Raw genomic sequence first — 16967 nt, 5'->3', positions numbered from 1 at the left:
TTTTTTATTTGTATTTATAAATGTAAGTTTATAGAGGATATTCAATAGTGCTATAATGAAAGGTAGCATGTGAAAAATGCTAAAATTTTCAAAAGTATTAATATAGAAAGAGGAGGAGAATCAGTTGAGAAAAATATGGGGGATTCTTTTTCTTTGCTTAACATTCATGTTAGTTGGATGTGGTAAAGAAGAAAAACCACAAGAAGCGTTTGATACATATGTAAAAGCATGGAATAAACAAAAATTTGCAGATATGTACGATCAATTATCAGAAAATGCAAAAAAAGATATTTCAAAGAAAGAGTTTACTGAGAAATATGAAAAAATTTATTCTGGTATTGAAGTAAAAGACTTAAAGGTAGAAACAGGGGAAGTAAAAGAAGATAAAAAAGATGAAGGCCCTGTTCCTTTTAAAGTAAGCATGGATACAGTTGGTGGTAAAATCACTTTTGGTCATGAAGCAAAAATGGTGAAAGAAAAAGATGGAGATAAAGAATCTTGGAAAATAGATTGGACACCTGATTTCATTTTCCCTGGCATGACAAAAGATAGTAAAGTGCGTATGCAAACAACACAACCAAAACGTGGTGAAATATACGATCGTAATGGAAAAGGTCTTGCGACGAATGGGAAAGCTTCTGAGATTGGAATTATTCCAGAAAAATTAGATGAAACTGCTCCGCAAACGAAAGAAGCAGTAGCGAAGTTGTTAAATATGTCTGTAGAAGAGATTGATCAAAAACTAGCTGCGAAATGGGTAAAACCAGGGTATCTCGTACCAATTGGAATTTTGCCTGAGGGAGCAACGCAAAATACGTACATCGATTTACCAGGTGTTGCAGCAAAACCTGTAAATGTTCGTACATATCCGTTAGGGGAAGCAGCAGCGCATCTTACTGGTTATATCGGAAAAGTAAATGCTGAAGATTTAAAAACGCTTCAAAAGAAAGGCTATCAAGCCGATGAACCAGTTGGTAAGGCTGGATTAGAGCAAGTATTGGAAGAACAGCTACGCGGGAAAAAAGGTGGCCGTGTCTTCATGGAAGATGCACAGGGAAAAGAAATTAAAAATTTAGCGAAAACAGATGCTGTTGATGGAGAAAATGTAACTTTAACTATCGATAGTGTTGTTCAAGAAAAAACGTATAATGAAATGAAGGGAGAAGCTGGTTCAAGTGCGGCAATTAATCCGAAAAGTGGAGAAACAATTGCTCTTGTAAGTAGTCCAGCTTATAATCCTAATTTAATTGCACGAGGAACATCAAAAGCACAACGCGAGGCTTGGAATAATGATCCGAAAAAACCGATGACGAATCGATTTACACAATTATCGGTACCAGGTTCTGTATTTAAGCCAATTACAGGTGCAATTGGTCTTGAAACGAAAACAATCGATCCAAAAGAAGAATTGAAAATTGAAGGACTGAAATGGACGAAAGATTCTTCTTGGGGCAATTATTACGTAACACGTGTAAAAGATGCGAATCCGATTGATTTTGATAAGGCAATGAAATACTCGGATAATATTTATTTCGCACAAGAAGCTTTGAAAATTGGAAAAGATAAATTTATGGCTGAGGCGAAAAAATTCGGATTTGATGAGAAATTACCAATTGAATACGGATTCCCAGCTTCTAAAATCGCAAATGATGGCATAAAAAATGATATTCAAATGGCAGATACAGGATATGGACAAGGACAAGTCTTAATGACTCCTCTTCATTTAGCTTTAACGTATGCACCGATTGTAAATGATGGAAAGATTCCGTCACCGTATCTTATTAAAACAGATAAACAACCAAAAGTTTGGAAAGAGAACGTGATTTCTAAAGAAAATCAAGATATATTGAAAACGGCTTTAACGAAAGTAATTAACGATCCAGATGGTACTGGAAAAATTGCTAAAATTGATGGTATGACTCTTGCTGGTAAAACAGGAACAGCAGAATTAAAAGTATCAAAAGAGGTAGAAGGAAAAGAACTAGGTTGGTTTGCTGCGTTTGATTTAAATTCACCTGATATGGTCATTACAATGATGATTGAAGATGTAAAAGGTAGAGGTGGAAGTAATATTCCAGCTGAAAAAGTGAAACATGTTTTTCAAAAGTAGTAATTGAAGAAGACTATCTCCATGAAATATGGAGATAGTTTTTTATTTGATTAAAACCTTAATATTTATATACAAAAACTAACTGAAATAATATAACTTATTAACTTACGAAAAAAAAGTAGCTATTTTTATTGACATCTATTAAAACTTTTTGTATTATACTTACATAAGGTAAGTTATTTACTATAAAATAATAAATCTCGAATTAAATATAAAATAGAAAAAGGGAGATAATACAATGACAAAAGTACTATTTATTACAGCAAATCCAAATTCAGCAGAAGGTTCTTTCGGTATGGCAGTAGGGGAAGCTTTCATCGAAGCATATAAAAACGAACATCCACAAGACGAAGTTGTAACAATTGATTTATTCAATACAACTGTACCAGCAATCGATGCAGACGTATTCGCTGCTTGGGGTAAATTTGCAGCAGGCGAAGGATTCGAAACTTTAAGTGAAAATCAGCAACAAAAAGTTGCAGCAATGAACAATAACTTAGAAACATTTATGCATGCAGATCGTTATGTATTCGTGACTCCAATGTGGAACTTCAGCTACCCAGCAGTAGTGAAAGCATACTTAGATAACTTATCAATCGCAGGTAAAACATTCAAATATACTGAAAATGGTCCAGTTGGCTTACTAGAAGGCAAAAAAGCACTTCATATTCAAGCTACAGGCGGCGTTTACTCTGAAGGAGCATACGCATCTATGGACTTCGGTCGCAATCACTTAAATGCGGTATTAGGATTCATGGGTGTATCAGACACTGAATATATTGCAGTTGAAGGAATGAATGCAAATCCTGAAAAAGCACAAGACATTAAAGAAGCAGCGATTGTAAATGCACGCGAATTAGCAAAACGTTTCTAATATAGAAAACTTCAAAATGTCCAAACACTTGTTGTTTGGACATTTTTTCTTCTTTTTCCTTCGTTTGTCTAGTATAATGAAGGTCGGAATGATAATAGGTGGGGGTTCTGTATGATTCAAACGTTTTTTAAAATCTTTTATTTAATTTTAATCGTAATTGCGATTACACCAAGGTTGTGGCATATAAAAAGAAAAGCAAATGCGATGTCACCGCAAGAAAAAGATAGTGTTGTGTATAAAACAACAAACTGGTTTGGTAAGAAAATGGTGCGTGTAACTGGATCGACTGTAGAAGTAAAGGGACTTGAAAATGTTCCAAAAGACAAGCCGGTGCTAGTTGTAAGTAATCATCAAAGTAATATGGATATTCCTGTTTTACTAGGTTACTTAAATAAGCCAATTGGATTCGTTTCAAAAGCGGAAATTAAAAAGTTTCCGGTTGTACCAACATGGATGGAACTAATGAATTGTGTGTTTATGGACCGCAGCGATCGCCGTCAATCTCTTAAGGCAATTAAAGATGGAATTGAACTATTAAAGAATGGACATTCTATCGTAATTTTCCCTGAAGGAACGAGAAGTAAGGGTGGCGAAATTGGAGAGTTTAAAGCGGGTAGTTTTCACCTAGCAGTAAAATCTGGTGTAGCAATCTTACCTGTAACGTTAGATGGTACATATAAAATGTTTGAAGCGAATGGAAATCGTATGAAACCAGCTCATGCAACAGTAACGATTTCTAAGCCAATTACACCTGAAGAATATGCAAGTATGGATGCTAAAGAGTTAACCCAGCATACAAAAGATATTATTGCATCTCAATTACATAAGTAATAAAAAAGTTTCAGCTTAAACAAGCTGAAACTTTTTTTATGCTGCGGGTAAGACATAAAACAGTACGCAGAAAAACATCATTGTACTACCGCCTAGTACGAAGAGATGCCAAATGGCATGATTGAACGGAAGCTTTTCCCAAAGGAAGAATATAGCTCCGACAGAATACAAAATGCCTCCTATTAATAGTAGTGAGAAGCCGTGACCGGTTAAATTTTCATAAAGGGGTTTAATGGCAACGATGATGAGCCAGCCCATAATGATATAACATAATGTTGATGTTTTAATAAAGCGACGAACAAAGAAGATTTTGAAAATAATGCCACCAATCGCAAGGGTCCAAATAATTGCGAGTAAAGTCCAACCGAGCGGACCACGCAGTGTAATGAGTAGAAATGGTGTATACGTGCCGGCAATTAATAAATATATGGCGGAGTGATCTAAAATGGTAAATAACTTTTCTACTTTTGGATGATGGATACTATGTAACAGTGTAGAAAATAAGTATAGCAAGAACATGCTTACACCATAAACGGTAAAGCCAACAACAGCAGATGCTGTGCCATGTTTGGAAGCATGAATAATTAATATGATTAAGGCAGGGATGCTTAAAATGGCACCGATACCATGGGTAATTGCATTCGCAATTTCTTCTTTTACAAATTGGGTCATTCTTTTAATTTTTTGCGTCATAATGTTAATTCCTTTCACTGTATTGAGATAAGTTATATTTTCCTTAACCATATCATATACAAAAGGAATAGAAAATGATATTCAATTGATTATATTTTCGAATTTTTTCGATAAAAGACAACGGATACATTGACGTTTACGAAATTTTTTGACAAAATGAACTTATGGAATAGTAGGACAAGGAATCTACTTATGAAGGGGATGGGGAAATGTTTTCAAATATTGGCTTTCCAGGGTTAATTTTAATTTTAGTAGCAGTGTTAATTTTATTTGGCCCAAAAAAGTTACCGGAAATTGGGAAAGCTTTAGGGGAAACGTTAAAAGAATTTAAAAAATCAACAAAAGAATTGACTGATGAGGCATTTCAAGAGAAAGAAAAAAATAAATAAATAAAAGAATATGCTGAAGTTTTTCTCGGAATGGATAAATAAAGTGTGGTGAACGAGATGGAAGATCGGGAAATGAGCGTAGTAGAACATATTGTTGAGCTTCGCAAACGAGTAATATATACAGTATTATCCTTTGTATTATTTTTAATTATTGGATTTACTTTTACGAAGGATATTTATTTTTGGCTTGTAAAAGATTTACCAATGAAATTAACTGTTCTCGGTCCAAGTGATGTGTTGTGGATTTTTTTCTCGATTGCTACAGTATTTGCTATCGTTTGTACAATTCCTTTTGCTGCGATACAAATTTGGTTATTTGTAAAACCAGGTTTACATCCCAATGAACAAAAAATGACATTAATGTATATACCGGTATTGTCTATATTATTTATAGCAGGCCTATCTTTCGGTTATTTTATCGTCATGCCATTTTTATTTCATTTCCTAACTACAATTGGTAATGAGATGTTTAATACGATGTTTACAACGGAAAAATATTTTCATTTCGTATTAAATTTAACAGTTCCGTTTGCTGTTATATTTGAATTACCTGTAGTTGTTATGTTTTTAACGAGTATAGGTCTTCTAACGGCAGAATTTCTTCAGAAAATAAGAAGATATGCTTATGTCGTGTTGATTATAATTGCATCATGTATATCGCCGCCAGATTTTTTATCACATAGTTTAGTAGCGGTACCGCTTATTTGTATTTATGAAATCAGTATCGCTTTATCAAAGATAGTTAGTAAACGAAAACAGAAAAGAGAAGAAATACAGTCGAAAAGTGCCTCGTTATAAAGGCACTTTTTAATTTATTTGTTATACTCTAGCTATAATTGTATACAATATATAGAAGGAAAAAATTATAGAATCTCCAAAATTTAGACAAACTTTTCATTTTTATAAGTTTATACTGAAGTTATCAAGCTATATATGGATAATAAGACTCCCGTCTCAAAGGATATATAGGACAGGGTTCGAATTAGGTGGATATAAATGAAGTATTAACTTCTAAATGGGGCAGCTTAAGGATATTTTAGTATTCATAGGAAACCTACACTAAAAAACGTGTTAAAGAATAAAGTGGAGGAAGTTCAAAAATCCAACGAAAAAGAGGATTGATATTGTGATTACGAAAAGTTTTTATTTCACTCATGCAACAGGGAATTGTATTAAAATATTTGAAATCCCTGTCCTACAAACACAGCATCCATTAGCGTTTCTAATTCAGTCTCGTCTTCAATTGTTTATTGCGAAAATTCAAAAACATAAAAACCCAAGATTCTCGTACTCTTTCCGTGAATATTTACAAAGTTGTTTGAAGTGGAATGATTATTCAAATGTATATAAGACAAATACTCTTGAAAAGAATGCATAATACACAGCAGGGACAGAGTTAGATAGGCTCTGTCTTTTTTATTTTAGGTATAAAAATATAATTAATTTGGTGAAATTCATTCGAAATTGTTGAAAGCATCGGGAATGCTAGTATAATAACAGGGAGAGCGTATTGGAAAGGGAAGAATATAATATGCAAAAAATTAAAATTGTAACAGATTCAACGGCAGATTTATCAAAAGATATAATTGAGAAGTATGATATTCATGTTTTACCATTATCTATTTCTGTAAATGGACAAACATACTTAGATCGTGTAGATTTGCAACCGGATGAATTTATTGAAGAAATGATTAAATCAGAAGAATTACCAAAAACATCACAACCGGCTATGGGTACATTTGTAGAAATGTATGACAAGCTAGGCGAAGATGGAAGTGAAGTACTTTCCATTCATATGACAGGTGGAATGAGCGGTACTGTCGCAACAGCGAATAGCGCTGCATCAATGACAGATACAAAAGTAACAGTTGTTGATTCTCAATTTATTACACATGCTTTAGCATATCAAGTAATTGAAGCGGCAAAAATGGCAAAAGAAGAATGCTCACTAGAAGATATTTTAAAACGTATTGATGAAGTAAGAAAGAATACTCGTTTATATGTTGTCGTAGATACATTAGAAAACTTAGTAAAAGGTGGACGCATCGGTAAAGGTAAGGCACTTATTGGTTCTTTACTTAATATTAAACCAATTGCAAGTTTAGAAGGCGGCGTATATAATCCGGTAACGAAAGTACGTAGCCAAGGGCAGATTGTAAAAACGTTGGCTAAACTATTCGAGGAAGATACTGCTGGAAAAGTGGTGAAAGCTGTTGCGATTCCACATGCTAAAGCAATTCCTTTAGCAGAAAGTGTAAAAGCTGCTGTTGAAAAAGTGAATGGATTCACTCAATCAGAGATTTTCTATACAACACCAGTTATCAGTACTCATACAGGACCAGGAGCAATTGGTTTTATGTATTTAGCAGAGTAATAAAAAAGCTACTTGAAATGAATTTTCAAGTAGCTTTTTTATTATTTCAGGACAGAAAATAAGAAATGAGAAGGGCAATACAGGCGCTACCGCTAATTATATAGCGAGTCTGTAAATAATCTTTCATGGAAAACACCCTTTTCAATTTTTTAAAGTATATGATAAATTACTCGTAAAAATTAGTACTATTATACATGAGAAGTTTCTGTGATTTTTACTGGTTCTTTAACGGGGACAATAGGGCTATAAGTGAAAGTTTGACCTAAAAAGAGAACATGTAGCTGTTCCCACGGTAGCATTCGTAAATTCCAGTTATTTCGTAGTCGTGTTACTGCTTCCCTTGGTGTTTCATCTGCTAAAGCAAAAGTACCGTAGTGCATGGGAATGAAATGTGTAGCTTTTATATCTAGATAGGCTTGCACAGCTTCTTCTGGTGAAACGTGAGACACTTTCATAAACCATTCTGGTTCATAGGCACCAATTGGCATAAGTGCAATATCGATTGAAAAACGTTTGCCGATCTCTTTAAATCCTTGGAAATAACCACTATCACCACAAAAATAAATGGTTTCTGAAGAAGTCATATTATCAATGATCCACCCTCCCCAGTGAGAGGTGTTCATATCAAATAATGTTCTTCTCGTCCAGTGCTGGGCAGGTACGAAGTGAAAAGAGACTTCATCAATTGTTGTACTTTCCCACCAGTTGTATTCTTCTACATTGGTGAATTTTTTACGAGTAAATAATTTTTTTAGCCCAATAGGAACAAGGTATAAGGCATCATCATTTAGTTGACGAAGAGATGAAAAGTCTAAATGATCGTAATGACCGTGTGAAATAAGAACGATATCGATTTTAGGTAGTTCTTTTATAGTGAGCCCTGGCTCAGTAAGTCGTGGAACTAACTTTAATTTATTTGCCCATACTGGATCTGTTAAAATATTTAAGCCGTTCGTTTGAATGAGAAAAGTTGAATGACCAATCCATGTGACAGTCGTTTTTTCAAAGTTATTTAGTAGAAATTTACTTTGTTTAACAGGTGATTGTTCTACTAGAAAAGAAAAGTCTTTTTTGTTTTGCTTTCTCTCTTTACGCCAACGTAAGAAGGAGCGAATTGATTTTTTTGTACTTGCATTATCCATATTTTCATAGCGCTTTGCCATGAACATCACCTCATTTAAAATCGTTGTAGTTGTATTGTACCGAAATGTTGTTAAGGAATACAGTGTTTAACATGGATTAATGTTTAAGCAATTGTAAAAAAATAGGGGGGTTTATTTACAAATTTAACAATGAACTTCGTTTCGCAAATAATGGTTAGAGAAATAATAGTAGTAAAATATATTTTGTCTAGTAATTCGCTTGAAATAAAGAAGTAACATACGTAAATTCGTACGATTTCGTGAACAAATGATGTAAACAATTTTCTCATAGTGTTTACTTTTGTTATGATATACATAACTTACATAAATTAAGGATAGAGAAGAGAGGTTTAATAATGAAGCGTTATCAAAAGTTAATTGGTCTTATGGTTGTATTTTGTCTCTTTGTACTTGCAGGTTGTAGCAGTTCAGGGTCAAAATTACGTAAACCGTTAAACTGGGATTTAGAAACTTTCCAATTTACAAATCAAGAAGGAAAGCCGTTTGGTACAAAAGATTTAAAAGGGAAAGTCTGGGTAGCTGATTTCATGTTTACAAGCTGTCAAACGGTTTGTCCGCCAATGACTGCTAATATGGCGAAATTACAGAAAATGGCTAAGGAAGAGAAATTAGACGTTCAGTTTGTTTCGTTTAGTGTAGACCCTGAACTTGATAAACCAGAAAATTTGAAAGCATTCATTCAAAAGTTTACAGAGGATACAAGTAATTGGAACTTGTTAACAGGTTATTCACTGGAGGATATTACAAAGTTTTCAAAAGATAACTTCCAATCGCTTGTAGATAAACCAGAGAATGGGCAAGTAATACACGGTACATCATTTTTCTTAGTCGATCAAAATGGAAAAGTAATGAAAAAATATAGCGGCATTAGCAATACGCCATACGAAGATATTATACGTGATATGAAGCGATTAGCTGATTAAAAAGAAGGGTGCTAAGCACCCTTCTTTTATTAGTATTCAGTCTATGGATAATATGTCATGCTGTTGTGGTAATTTCGGTGCGCGAATTTCTAATACACCGTTTTGATAAGAAGCTTTCGTTGCTTTTTTATTAATTAAATATGGTAACTTAATAATTCTTGACGCTTCTGAAATGGAACGTTCCCGGCGATAATAGTTATGAGATGTCTGTTCTTCTTCCGTCTCTTCAAGTATATCTTCTTTTACAGAGACTTTTAAGTATTCGCTTTGTATTTCAATTTGAATTTGTTCTTTTTGTATACCTGGTAGTTCGGCTGTAACGACGAGTTCGTCACCAACTTCGTATAAATCTACTGGGAATGTTAATAAACGGTTTCCTTTTTGGAAAAAATGATTTAAATCAGCAATTACGCCACGAAGAGGTGTTTGTTCGAAAAAATCATCAATTTGTTTTAAATAATTACGAACCGGTGGGCGAGAAGAATCTTTTTTTTCTTCACTCATGGTATTACCTCCTAGAAATCAATTTGCAATATCATATGACAAAAGCGGAGAAAGGTGAGTGCCTAGTTTTCATGTTTTCATAAAAAAATGTTAAAAATGTGAAATGGAGTGAGTTTTTTATAGTTTTTGGTCGCCATATTCAGTTGATTATGCTAGTATAAATAGGGTTGATATAGTAGTATTGAGACAGAATGAAAACTGAAAGAGGGTAAGAAGTATGTGTGGTTTTGTAGGATGTTTATGTGAAAACCCTAGAGAGTTTTCAGAAACAGAAAAACATCAATTTGAAAATATGAACACGATGATTTTCCACCGCGGTCCAGATGACGAAGGATATTTTCGTGATGAACATGTACAATTTGGCTTCCGCCGTTTAAGTATCATTGACTTAGAGGCAGGACATCAGCCGCTAACTTATGAAAATGATCGATATGTAATTATTTTTAATGGTGAAATTTACAATTATGTAGAACTACGTGAAATGTTACTTGAAAAAGGTGCAACTTTTGCTACACAATCTGATACAGAAGTTATCATTGCATTGTATGCACATATGAAAGAAAAATGTGTAGACTACCTTCGTGGTATGTTCGCATTTATGATTTGGGATCGTGAAGAAAAGACACTTTTCGGTGCACGTGACCACTTCGGTATTAAGCCTTTATACATCGCACAACAAGGTGATACTACATTCTTCGCATCTGAGAAGAAAAGTATTATGCATGTAATGGAAGACAAAGGGGTAAACCCAAAGTCACTACAACACTACTTTACGTACCAATATGGTCCAGAGCCAGAAACATTAACAATTGATGTTAACAAAATTGAGCCTGGTCATTACTTCGTAAAAGAAATCGGTAAAGAGATGGAAATCCATCGCTACTGGAATCCTTATTTCAACGCTTCAAGCGCAACGAAAGAGGAGCATATCCAAGCAATTCGTGATGTATTATACGATTCTGTAAAAGTACATATGCGTAGTGATGTACCAGTAGGTTCTTTCTTATCTGGTGGTATCGATTCATCTATTATTGCTTCTATCGCAAGAGAAATGAATCCAAATCTATTAACATTCTCTATTGGTTTCGAACAACGTGGTTTCAGTGAAGTTGATGTTGCGAAAGAAACTGCTGAGAAATTAGGAGTTAAAAACCATAACGTATTCATTACAGCGCAAGAATTTATGGATGAGTTCCCAAAAATCATTTGGCATATGGATGATCCTTTAGCGGATCCAGCAGCTGTACCATTGTATTTCGTTGCGAAAGAAGCGCGTAAACACGTAACGGTTGTTCTTTCTGGTGAAGGTGCAGACGAGTTGTTTGGTGGATATAACATTTATCGTGAGCCAAACTCGTTAAAAATGTTCTCTTACATTCCTAGCCCAGGAAAGAGTGTTCTAAAGGCATTAAGTGGTGCTCTTAAAGAAGGGTTTAAAGGAAAAAGCTTCTTAGAGCGTGGATGTACGCCAATCGAAGAGCGTTACTATGGAAATGCGAAAATCTTCCGTGAAGAAGAGAAAGCTGAATTAATGAAGTATTACGATGAAAGTGTTAACTATATGGATATCACGAAACCATTGTATAACGAAATTAAAGATTATGATGATGTAAGTAAAATGCAGTACATTGATATGTTCACATGGTTACGCGGCGATATTTTATTAAAAGCTGATAAAATGACGATGGCAAATTCATTAGAACTTCGTGTACCGTTCTTAGATAAAGAAGTATTTGACGTTGCATCTAAAATTCCGACAGAATTTAAAATTGCAAACGGAACAACGAAAGCTATATTACGTGAAGCTGCTCGTGGAATTGTTCCGGATCACGTGTTAGATCGTAAAAAGCTTGGATTCCCAGTACCAATTCGTCACTGGTTAAAAGATGAAATGCACGATTGGGCTGTAAATATTATTAAAGAAAGCAAAACTGAGCATTTAATCGAAAAACAGTATGTATTAAACTTACTGGAAGCACATTGTGCAGATAAAGGCGATTATAGCCGTAAAATTTGGACTGTACTTGCGTTTATGGTATGGCATCAAATTTATGTTGAGCATAAATACGATACGAATAAGTTCCACGAAGAAACAAAGCGTGCGTATAGCTTAGTTTAATAAAAAACCTTAAGGTCGCATTCGATCTTAAGGTTTTTTTCATAAATTGCATTTATTATTGATACAATAATAGTAAAAGGATGGACAACATATGATTACGTTTGAGAAAGTAAATACAGAAAATGAAAGCGCTGTAAAAGAAATGTTTCACTCACACAGCTTAGATGAGAAAAAGGTTCAGTATTGTGTAAAGGTTGATGATACATATATTGGCGTAATAGATTATAGCGTTCAAGAAGAGAGTGCTATTTTGTCACAGTTAATTATTCATTTTGATTATCAAGGTTATGGATACGGGACAAATACGTATTTTACATTTGAAGAAATGATGAAACAGAGAAATGTGAAAGAAATAAAAGTATTGCAAGAGATGTTTACGGAACAAGCTAAATCTTTCATAGAGGGATCTGGTTTTATTGAGGAAAATGGAATATATGTAAAGAAAATATAGTGAATATTGATTAGGTGATGATATGAATATAAGGTAGGTGGACGTATGACGATAACTTCTGGTCTTGTATTAGTTGGAGGTTGTTTTATAGTAGCAGAACTATGCCAGACTTTTATTCGGAAAAGAATGTATAAGAAGAGAAGACCATATGAATTACAATATATTCCCGTATTTTTAATTTTGTTTTGTATGCTATTTGTATTGCAAAACATAACGTATTTCCCACCTCTTTTGAACATCTTTTTGAAGTTTGGGTTGCTATATAGCGGCGGTGGGATATTTCTTTTATTTCTTTTATTTTGCATACGTTACATCCATTATCAATCGTATATATTCATTTTAAATTGGCTAAAGCAAAGCGATAGAAACCGCCTTATATAAGGGGGTTTTTTTATTTGTACTTGTAACGGAACTTGTACAATTAACATAAAATAGGACGAGTAGAAATGAAAGCTTATTACAATAAAGAAAGGAACGAAAAAGATATATGAAACTTGTTATAGACGCAGGGCATGGTGGATATGATTCTGGTGCTGTTGGTAATGGGTTAGTGGAAAAAGAGTTAACACTTCAAATTGCTAGACGTGTGCGAGATATTTTATCTGCAAATTATCCAATCAATATTAAAATGACACGTGATAGTGATGTGTTTATCTCTTTATCAGAACGTGCTAATATTGCTAATTCATTTGGTGCAGATTATTTTATCTCATTTCACATTAATAGTGGCGGTGGAACTGGATTTGAAAGTTATATTTACAACGCGCTATCTAATAGTAGTTCCGCATATGAAAAGCAACAAAAAATGCATGCAGCAGTCAATCCTGTATTAACAAAATACGGTCTTCGTGACCGAGGAGCCAAAAAAGCAAATTATGCGGTACTAAGAGAGACTGCAATGGATGCAATTTTAACAGAGACTGCCTTTATTGATACAACGTTTGATGCTAATTTATTGAAAAATCCACAATTTATCGAAGATCTAAGCCAAGCGTATGCAAACGGAATAGCAGCTATTTTTGGAGTAGCTCCAAATCCGAATCCTCCAAATCCACAACCAACACCACAAACGAAGGGGATTGCCTATATACTTGGGAAAAATGTGAATTTAAGAAGTGGCCCATCAACGTCTTCTTCAGTTATTCGTCAACTAAACGCCCCAGAATCGTATGTCGTATATCAGGAAAGTAACGGATGGTTAGACTTAGGAAATGGACAATGGGTGTATAATGACCCTTCGTACATTAATTTTGTAAAGACGAGCAATAGTGATGGAAGTCCAATTGGTGTCGCTTATATACAAGGAACGAATGTGAACTTAAGAAGTGGTCCATCAACATCTTCTTCAGTTATTCGTAAATTAAATAATCCAGAATCTTATTTAGTATATATTAATCAAAACGGTTGGTTGAACCTTGGTGGAAATCAATGGGTGTATAATGATCCATCATATATTAAATATAATCAATATTAGGAAATGAGTTTATAATGTAATACGAATGCGTATTTATGTATAACGTAGATACGCATTTTAAGAACGTTTATTATTTTCATACTTATACACTTTATTTTAAAAATAAACATTTGAATAGCGGATAGAATCTAAAATGTATATATTGAAAAAGTTTTCTGATATACATTGACAATGTATGTAATATACATTAATCTTTAATTGTTAATGATAATCGATTTCATCTAGGGAGGACATATGGTACATAGTAAAAAAATATTTATGTTCTGCATTATGATACTTATGGTAATAATCGCAGGGTGTAGCAAAGAAGAGAAAAAAGAAAATGATACATCGGCTAAAGCAAAAGATTCGTATACTGTAAAGCATGCAATGGGTGAAACAACAGTAAATGGTACACCTAAAAAAGTAGTTGTTTTAACAAATGAGGGTGCGGAGGCGCTTTTAGCTGTCGGAGTAACACCAGTTGGAACTACAAAACCACGTGCTGGTGATGAATGGTATCCTCATTTAGCGAAAGATTTAAAAGATACGAAAGTTGTAGGTACTGAGCGTGATATTAATTTAGAGGCAGTTATGAAGCTTAAGCCAGATTTAATTATCGGGAATAAAATGCGTCATGAAAAAATATATGAGCAATTGAACGAAATAGCGCCAACTGTGTACGCTGAAACATTGCGCGGGGATTGGAAAGAAAACTTTACACTCTATACAAAAGCTGTAAATAAAGAAAAAGAAGGGCAAAAGGCTCTTGAAGATTATAAAAAACGTATTGAAGGAATGAAAGAGAAGTTAGGAGATAAATTGAATTCTAAAGTTTCTATTATTCGCTTCGTACCAGGTGACGTTCGTATTTATCAGAAAAACTCATTCTCAGGTGCTGTTTTAAATGATATTGGATTTAAGCGACCACCACTACAAGATAAAGATGAGTTTGCGATAAAAGGAATTACAAAAGAGCAAATTCCGAATATGGATGGGGACTACATATTCTACTTCACATCTGATAAAGATGCGGATAAGAATAACGAAGGAACCACGTTAGCAAAAGAATGGACAGAAGACCCACTCTTTAAGCAGCTGCAGGCTTCTAAAGACAATAAAGTATTCCAAGTGGATGAAGTAATTTGGAATACAGCAGGCGGTATTAAAGCTGCAAACTTAATGCTAGATGATATTGAAAAATATTTTTTGAAATAAATGAATGGTTGAGTGCATCACTTTAAATAGGTGATGTACTTTTTTTGTTTAGTTAAATACAGAAAATTCCTTCTTTTAAGTGTGGATAAGTTGTACAATAAAACCAATCATGGAATAAAGGAGTGGAAAGGAATGAAAGCTACTCATAAAGATTGGATTTTGTTTAACGGAAGAATTGTAAATACGAAAGAAGAACAGCCGATGGTTGCGTTGGAAGAGCGAGGACTCCAATTTGGTGATGGCATATATGAAGTATTTAGGCTATACGATGGGAAGCCTCATTTATTAGACTTACATTTGGAACGCTTTTTTAAATCTATGAGGGAAATAAATATTGTTCCGCCGTTTACAAAGGAAGAGTTAGTTGAAGAACTTCATCAAATGATTGAAAGAAATCAATTTCAAGAGGATGGGAATGTGTATCTTCAAATATCACGTGGAGATCAAGCTCGAAATCATGTGTATGAAAAAGATTTACAGCCAACATATTTTGCGAATATTGTTTTGTTTCCAAGACCTACCGCTACTATGGAACAAGGAATAAAGGTTACTGTAGAAGAGGATATACGCTGGAAGTTCTGTCATATAAAATCTTTAAACCTTCTACCTAATATCATGATTAAAAATAAAATAAACGAGCAAGGGTATCAAGAAGCGATATTAGTACGAGATGGAGTTGTAACAGAGGGGTGTCATTCGAATTTCTTTATGGTGAAAAATAATAAATTAATTACACATCCGGCCGATAATTTCATTCTACATGGCATTACTCGTCACTACGTTATTACATTAGCGAAAGCTTTACATATTGAAGTAGAAGAGCGTGAATTCTCATTGCAAGAAGTATACGAGGCTGACGAATGTTTCTTTACAGCGACACCACTTGAAATATTCCCTGTTGTTCAAATTGGTGATGAGAAGTTTGGAAGCGGAGAAAGAGGACCAATTACGAAAAAACTACAAGTTGCATATGAAGAAAGTATTAGTTTGTTTAAAGTGACAAATTAATAATGAGGGAAAAAGCTGGTATTCCCCCAGCTTTTTTTCATGATATAATTCAACCATAGGACAAGTTTTGAAAACGCTGTAAAAAGGGGATTTAATATATGAATTATGAAGATTTTAAAGAAGTAATTCACGGTAGACGAAGTGTTAGAAAGTTTACAGAACAAGAAGTATCCACTAGTGATATAAAAGAAATTATTGATTGTGCTCGTTATGCACCGAGTGATACGAACTCACAAACGTGGGAGTTCTTGGTCATTATGAACCGAGAGAAAATTAAAGAAATTGAACAAATGACATGGGATGCATTACATAAACTTGCAGCAAAAGCAGCAGAAAATGGAGAAGAGAAAGCAGGGAAATTGCTTACACGTTCTTTCGGTCCATATGCGACAGCTTTCTCTGAGGCGCCAGTATTAATCGTATGTTTGGCAACACCATATGAATCAAAGTTTCGTGAAAAGATATTTGATCCAATTGCCTTCGTTCCGGATTCAGTATGGGAAGAGGAAGGAATTAAGAGTAGCTGTTTAGCAGCACAAAACTTAATGTTGGCTGCATATGCGAGAGGACTGGGTACTTGTCCAATGACAGGACCTGTATTATTAGCTCAAGATGAACTGCGACAATATTTACAAATTGAGCCTCAAAAACAAATTAATATGGTAATTTCACTCGGGTTTCCGAAAGATAAGCCGAAGAAACTTTCTCGAAAAGAAGTTGATGAGATTACAACATTTATTTTCTAAATGTTATGTAGAAAAGACATTGAAATGACAATGTCTTTTTATTTTGAATGGATATTTTTTTAGTGAATTGGGCTAAAATGATGAATAGAGTGGAATTACTATTTATTTCTT

At 34.1% G+C, this 16967-nt stretch carries 18 protein-coding genes; 15 read left to right on the top strand and 3 right to left on the bottom strand.

Going from position 1 to position 16967, the window contains the following annotated elements:
• Window positions 1-124 precede the first annotated feature (124 nt).
• From pbpC to BG05_RS20585, 3 genes are all read left to right on the top strand, one after another.
• Window positions 125-2110 (top strand): penicillin-binding protein 3, encoded by a 1986-nt coding sequence (pbpC, locus tag BG05_RS20595; protein ID WP_033733921.1) that lies wholly within the window; start codon window positions 125-127, stop codon window positions 2108-2110.
• Window positions 2111-2348: 238 nt separating this feature from the next.
• Complete coding sequence (locus tag BG05_RS20590) at window positions 2349-2984, top strand: FMN-dependent NADH-azoreductase (RefSeq protein ID WP_002012622.1); 636 nt, start codon at window positions 2349-2351, stop codon at window positions 2982-2984.
• A gap of 111 nt (window positions 2985-3095) precedes the next feature.
• Window positions 3096-3815: a lysophospholipid acyltransferase family protein gene (locus BG05_RS20585; protein ID WP_003188915.1), complete on the top strand. Its 720-nt coding sequence runs from the start codon at window positions 3096-3098 to the stop codon at window positions 3813-3815.
• A gap of 36 nt (window positions 3816-3851) precedes the next feature.
• Here BG05_RS20585 and trhA read toward each other — a convergent pair whose 3' ends face one another.
• Window positions 3852-4508, bottom strand: a complete 657-nt coding sequence (gene trhA / locus BG05_RS20580) for a PAQR family membrane homeostasis protein TrhA (RefSeq protein ID WP_002085872.1) — start codon at window positions 4506-4508, stop codon at window positions 3852-3854.
• Window positions 4509-4717: 209 nt separating this feature from the next.
• On the opposite strand from trhA, the gene BG05_RS20575 reads away from it, so the two are divergent.
• From BG05_RS20575 to BG05_RS20560, 4 genes are all read left to right on the top strand, one after another.
• Window positions 4718-4897, top strand: coding sequence for a twin-arginine translocase TatA/TatE family subunit (locus tag BG05_RS20575; protein ID WP_002012719.1), 180 nt, complete (start codon window positions 4718-4720; stop codon window positions 4895-4897).
• 57 nt (window positions 4898-4954) lie between these two features.
• Window positions 4955-5695 carry a twin-arginine translocase subunit TatC gene (gene tatC, locus BG05_RS20570; protein WP_033708120.1) on the top strand — a complete coding sequence of 247 codons (741 nt, stop codon included), beginning with the start codon at window positions 4955-4957 and terminating at the stop codon, window positions 5693-5695.
• A gap of 328 nt (window positions 5696-6023) precedes the next feature.
• Window positions 6024-6275, top strand: a complete 252-nt coding sequence (locus tag BG05_RS20565) for a DUF2535 family protein (RefSeq protein ID WP_002012715.1) — start codon at window positions 6024-6026, stop codon at window positions 6273-6275.
• 153 nt (window positions 6276-6428) lie between these two features.
• The gene (locus BG05_RS20560; protein ID WP_033707617.1) at window positions 6429-7271 is read left to right on the top strand and encodes a DegV family protein; all 843 of its coding nucleotides are present in this window, start codon (window positions 6429-6431) and stop codon (window positions 7269-7271) included.
• Between the two features lie 188 nt (window positions 7272-7459).
• On the opposite strand, the gene BG05_RS20555 is transcribed toward BG05_RS20560, so the two are convergent.
• Window positions 7460-8434 (bottom strand): MBL fold metallo-hydrolase, encoded by a 975-nt coding sequence (locus BG05_RS20555; protein ID WP_002065197.1) that lies wholly within the window; start codon window positions 8432-8434, stop codon window positions 7460-7462.
• Between the two features lie 335 nt (window positions 8435-8769).
• Between BG05_RS20555 and BG05_RS20550 the strand changes: the two genes are divergently transcribed.
• On the top strand, window positions 8770-9357 hold the full coding sequence (locus tag BG05_RS20550; protein ID WP_002012710.1) for an SCO family protein: 588 nt from the start codon (window positions 8770-8772) through the stop codon (window positions 9355-9357).
• Between the two features lie 36 nt (window positions 9358-9393).
• Here BG05_RS20550 and BG05_RS20545 read toward each other — a convergent pair whose 3' ends face one another.
• Entirely contained in the window at window positions 9394-9861 is a 468-nt protein-coding gene (locus BG05_RS20545) for an Hsp20/alpha crystallin family protein (protein ID WP_002012708.1), read from the bottom strand.
• 217 nt (window positions 9862-10078) lie between these two features.
• Here BG05_RS20545 and asnB point away from each other — a divergent pair, with 217 nt between their 5' ends.
• The 7 genes from asnB (at window position 10079) to BG05_RS20510 (ending at window position 16856) form a co-directional block, all read left to right on the top strand.
• Complete coding sequence (asnB, locus tag BG05_RS20540) at window positions 10079-11980, top strand: asparagine synthase (glutamine-hydrolyzing) (RefSeq protein ID WP_002012706.1); 1902 nt, start codon at window positions 10079-10081, stop codon at window positions 11978-11980.
• Between the two features lie 91 nt (window positions 11981-12071).
• A complete protein-coding gene (locus BG05_RS20535; RefSeq protein ID WP_002012705.1) occupies window positions 12072-12431 on the top strand; it encodes a GNAT family N-acetyltransferase in 360 nt (119 codons plus the stop codon).
• 45 nt (window positions 12432-12476) lie between these two features.
• Entirely contained in the window at window positions 12477-12812 is a 336-nt protein-coding gene (locus BG05_RS29990) for a hypothetical protein (RefSeq protein ID WP_041868010.1), read from the top strand.
• Between the two features lie 106 nt (window positions 12813-12918).
• The gene (locus BG05_RS20525) at window positions 12919-13905 is read left to right on the top strand and encodes an N-acetylmuramoyl-L-alanine amidase (protein WP_002127209.1); all 987 of its coding nucleotides are present in this window, start codon (window positions 12919-12921) and stop codon (window positions 13903-13905) included.
• Window positions 13906-14139: 234 nt separating this feature from the next.
• Window positions 14140-15102 carry an ABC transporter substrate-binding protein gene (locus BG05_RS20520; RefSeq protein WP_002127211.1) on the top strand — a complete coding sequence of 321 codons (963 nt, stop codon included), beginning with the start codon at window positions 14140-14142 and terminating at the stop codon, window positions 15100-15102.
• Window positions 15103-15234: 132 nt separating this feature from the next.
• Window positions 15235-16110, top strand: a complete 876-nt coding sequence (gene dat, locus BG05_RS20515; RefSeq protein ID WP_002127212.1) for a D-amino-acid transaminase — start codon at window positions 15235-15237, stop codon at window positions 16108-16110.
• A gap of 98 nt (window positions 16111-16208) precedes the next feature.
• Complete coding sequence (locus BG05_RS20510; protein WP_002127213.1) at window positions 16209-16856, top strand: nitroreductase family protein; 648 nt, start codon at window positions 16209-16211, stop codon at window positions 16854-16856.
• Window positions 16857-16967: the final 111 nt, after the last annotated feature.

It is taken from the genome of Bacillus mycoides, from assembly GCF_000832605.1.
Lineage (GTDB): Bacteria > Bacillota > Bacilli > Bacillales > Bacillaceae_G > Bacillus_A > Bacillus_A mycoides.
The sequence above is the reverse complement of the archived record's forward strand: the minus strand, read 5'-3'. Positions and strand labels throughout refer to the sequence as shown.

Excerpts from the sequence above, each read along its gene's own strand:
- BG05_RS20525 (WP_002127209.1), top strand. The coding sequence starts at position 12,919 with ATGAAACTTGTTATAGACGCAGGGCATGGTGGATATGATTCTGGTGCT.
- BG05_RS20555 (WP_002065197.1), bottom strand. The coding sequence starts at position 8,434 with ATGGCAAAGCGCTATGAAAATATGGATAATGCAAGTACAAAAAAATCA.
- BG05_RS20585 (WP_003188915.1), top strand. The coding sequence starts at position 3,096 with ATGATTCAAACGTTTTTTAAAATCTTTTATTTAATTTTAATCGTAATT.
- BG05_RS20560 (WP_033707617.1), top strand. The coding sequence starts at position 6,429 with ATGCAAAAAATTAAAATTGTAACAGATTCAACGGCAGATTTATCAAAA.
- BG05_RS20550 (WP_002012710.1), top strand. The coding sequence starts at position 8,770 with ATGAAGCGTTATCAAAAGTTAATTGGTCTTATGGTTGTATTTTGTCTC.
- tatC (WP_033708120.1), top strand. The coding sequence starts at position 4,955 with ATGGAAGATCGGGAAATGAGCGTAGTAGAACATATTGTTGAGCTTCGC.
- BG05_RS20590 (WP_002012622.1), top strand. The coding sequence starts at position 2,349 with ATGACAAAAGTACTATTTATTACAGCAAATCCAAATTCAGCAGAAGGT.
- BG05_RS20535 (WP_002012705.1), top strand. The coding sequence starts at position 12,072 with ATGATTACGTTTGAGAAAGTAAATACAGAAAATGAAAGCGCTGTAAAA.
- BG05_RS20575 (WP_002012719.1), top strand. The coding sequence starts at position 4,718 with ATGTTTTCAAATATTGGCTTTCCAGGGTTAATTTTAATTTTAGTAGCA.
- dat (WP_002127212.1), top strand. The coding sequence starts at position 15,235 with ATGAAAGCTACTCATAAAGATTGGATTTTGTTTAACGGAAGAATTGTA.
- asnB (WP_002012706.1), top strand. The coding sequence starts at position 10,079 with ATGTGTGGTTTTGTAGGATGTTTATGTGAAAACCCTAGAGAGTTTTCA.
- BG05_RS29990 (WP_041868010.1), top strand. The coding sequence starts at position 12,477 with ATGACGATAACTTCTGGTCTTGTATTAGTTGGAGGTTGTTTTATAGTA.
- trhA (WP_002085872.1), bottom strand. The coding sequence starts at position 4,508 with ATGACGCAAAAAATTAAAAGAATGACCCAATTTGTAAAAGAAGAAATT.
- BG05_RS20520 (WP_002127211.1), top strand. The coding sequence starts at position 14,140 with ATGGTACATAGTAAAAAAATATTTATGTTCTGCATTATGATACTTATG.
- BG05_RS20510 (WP_002127213.1), top strand. The coding sequence starts at position 16,209 with ATGAATTATGAAGATTTTAAAGAAGTAATTCACGGTAGACGAAGTGTT.
- BG05_RS20545 (WP_002012708.1), bottom strand. The coding sequence starts at position 9,861 with ATGAGTGAAGAAAAAAAAGATTCTTCTCGCCCACCGGTTCGTAATTAT.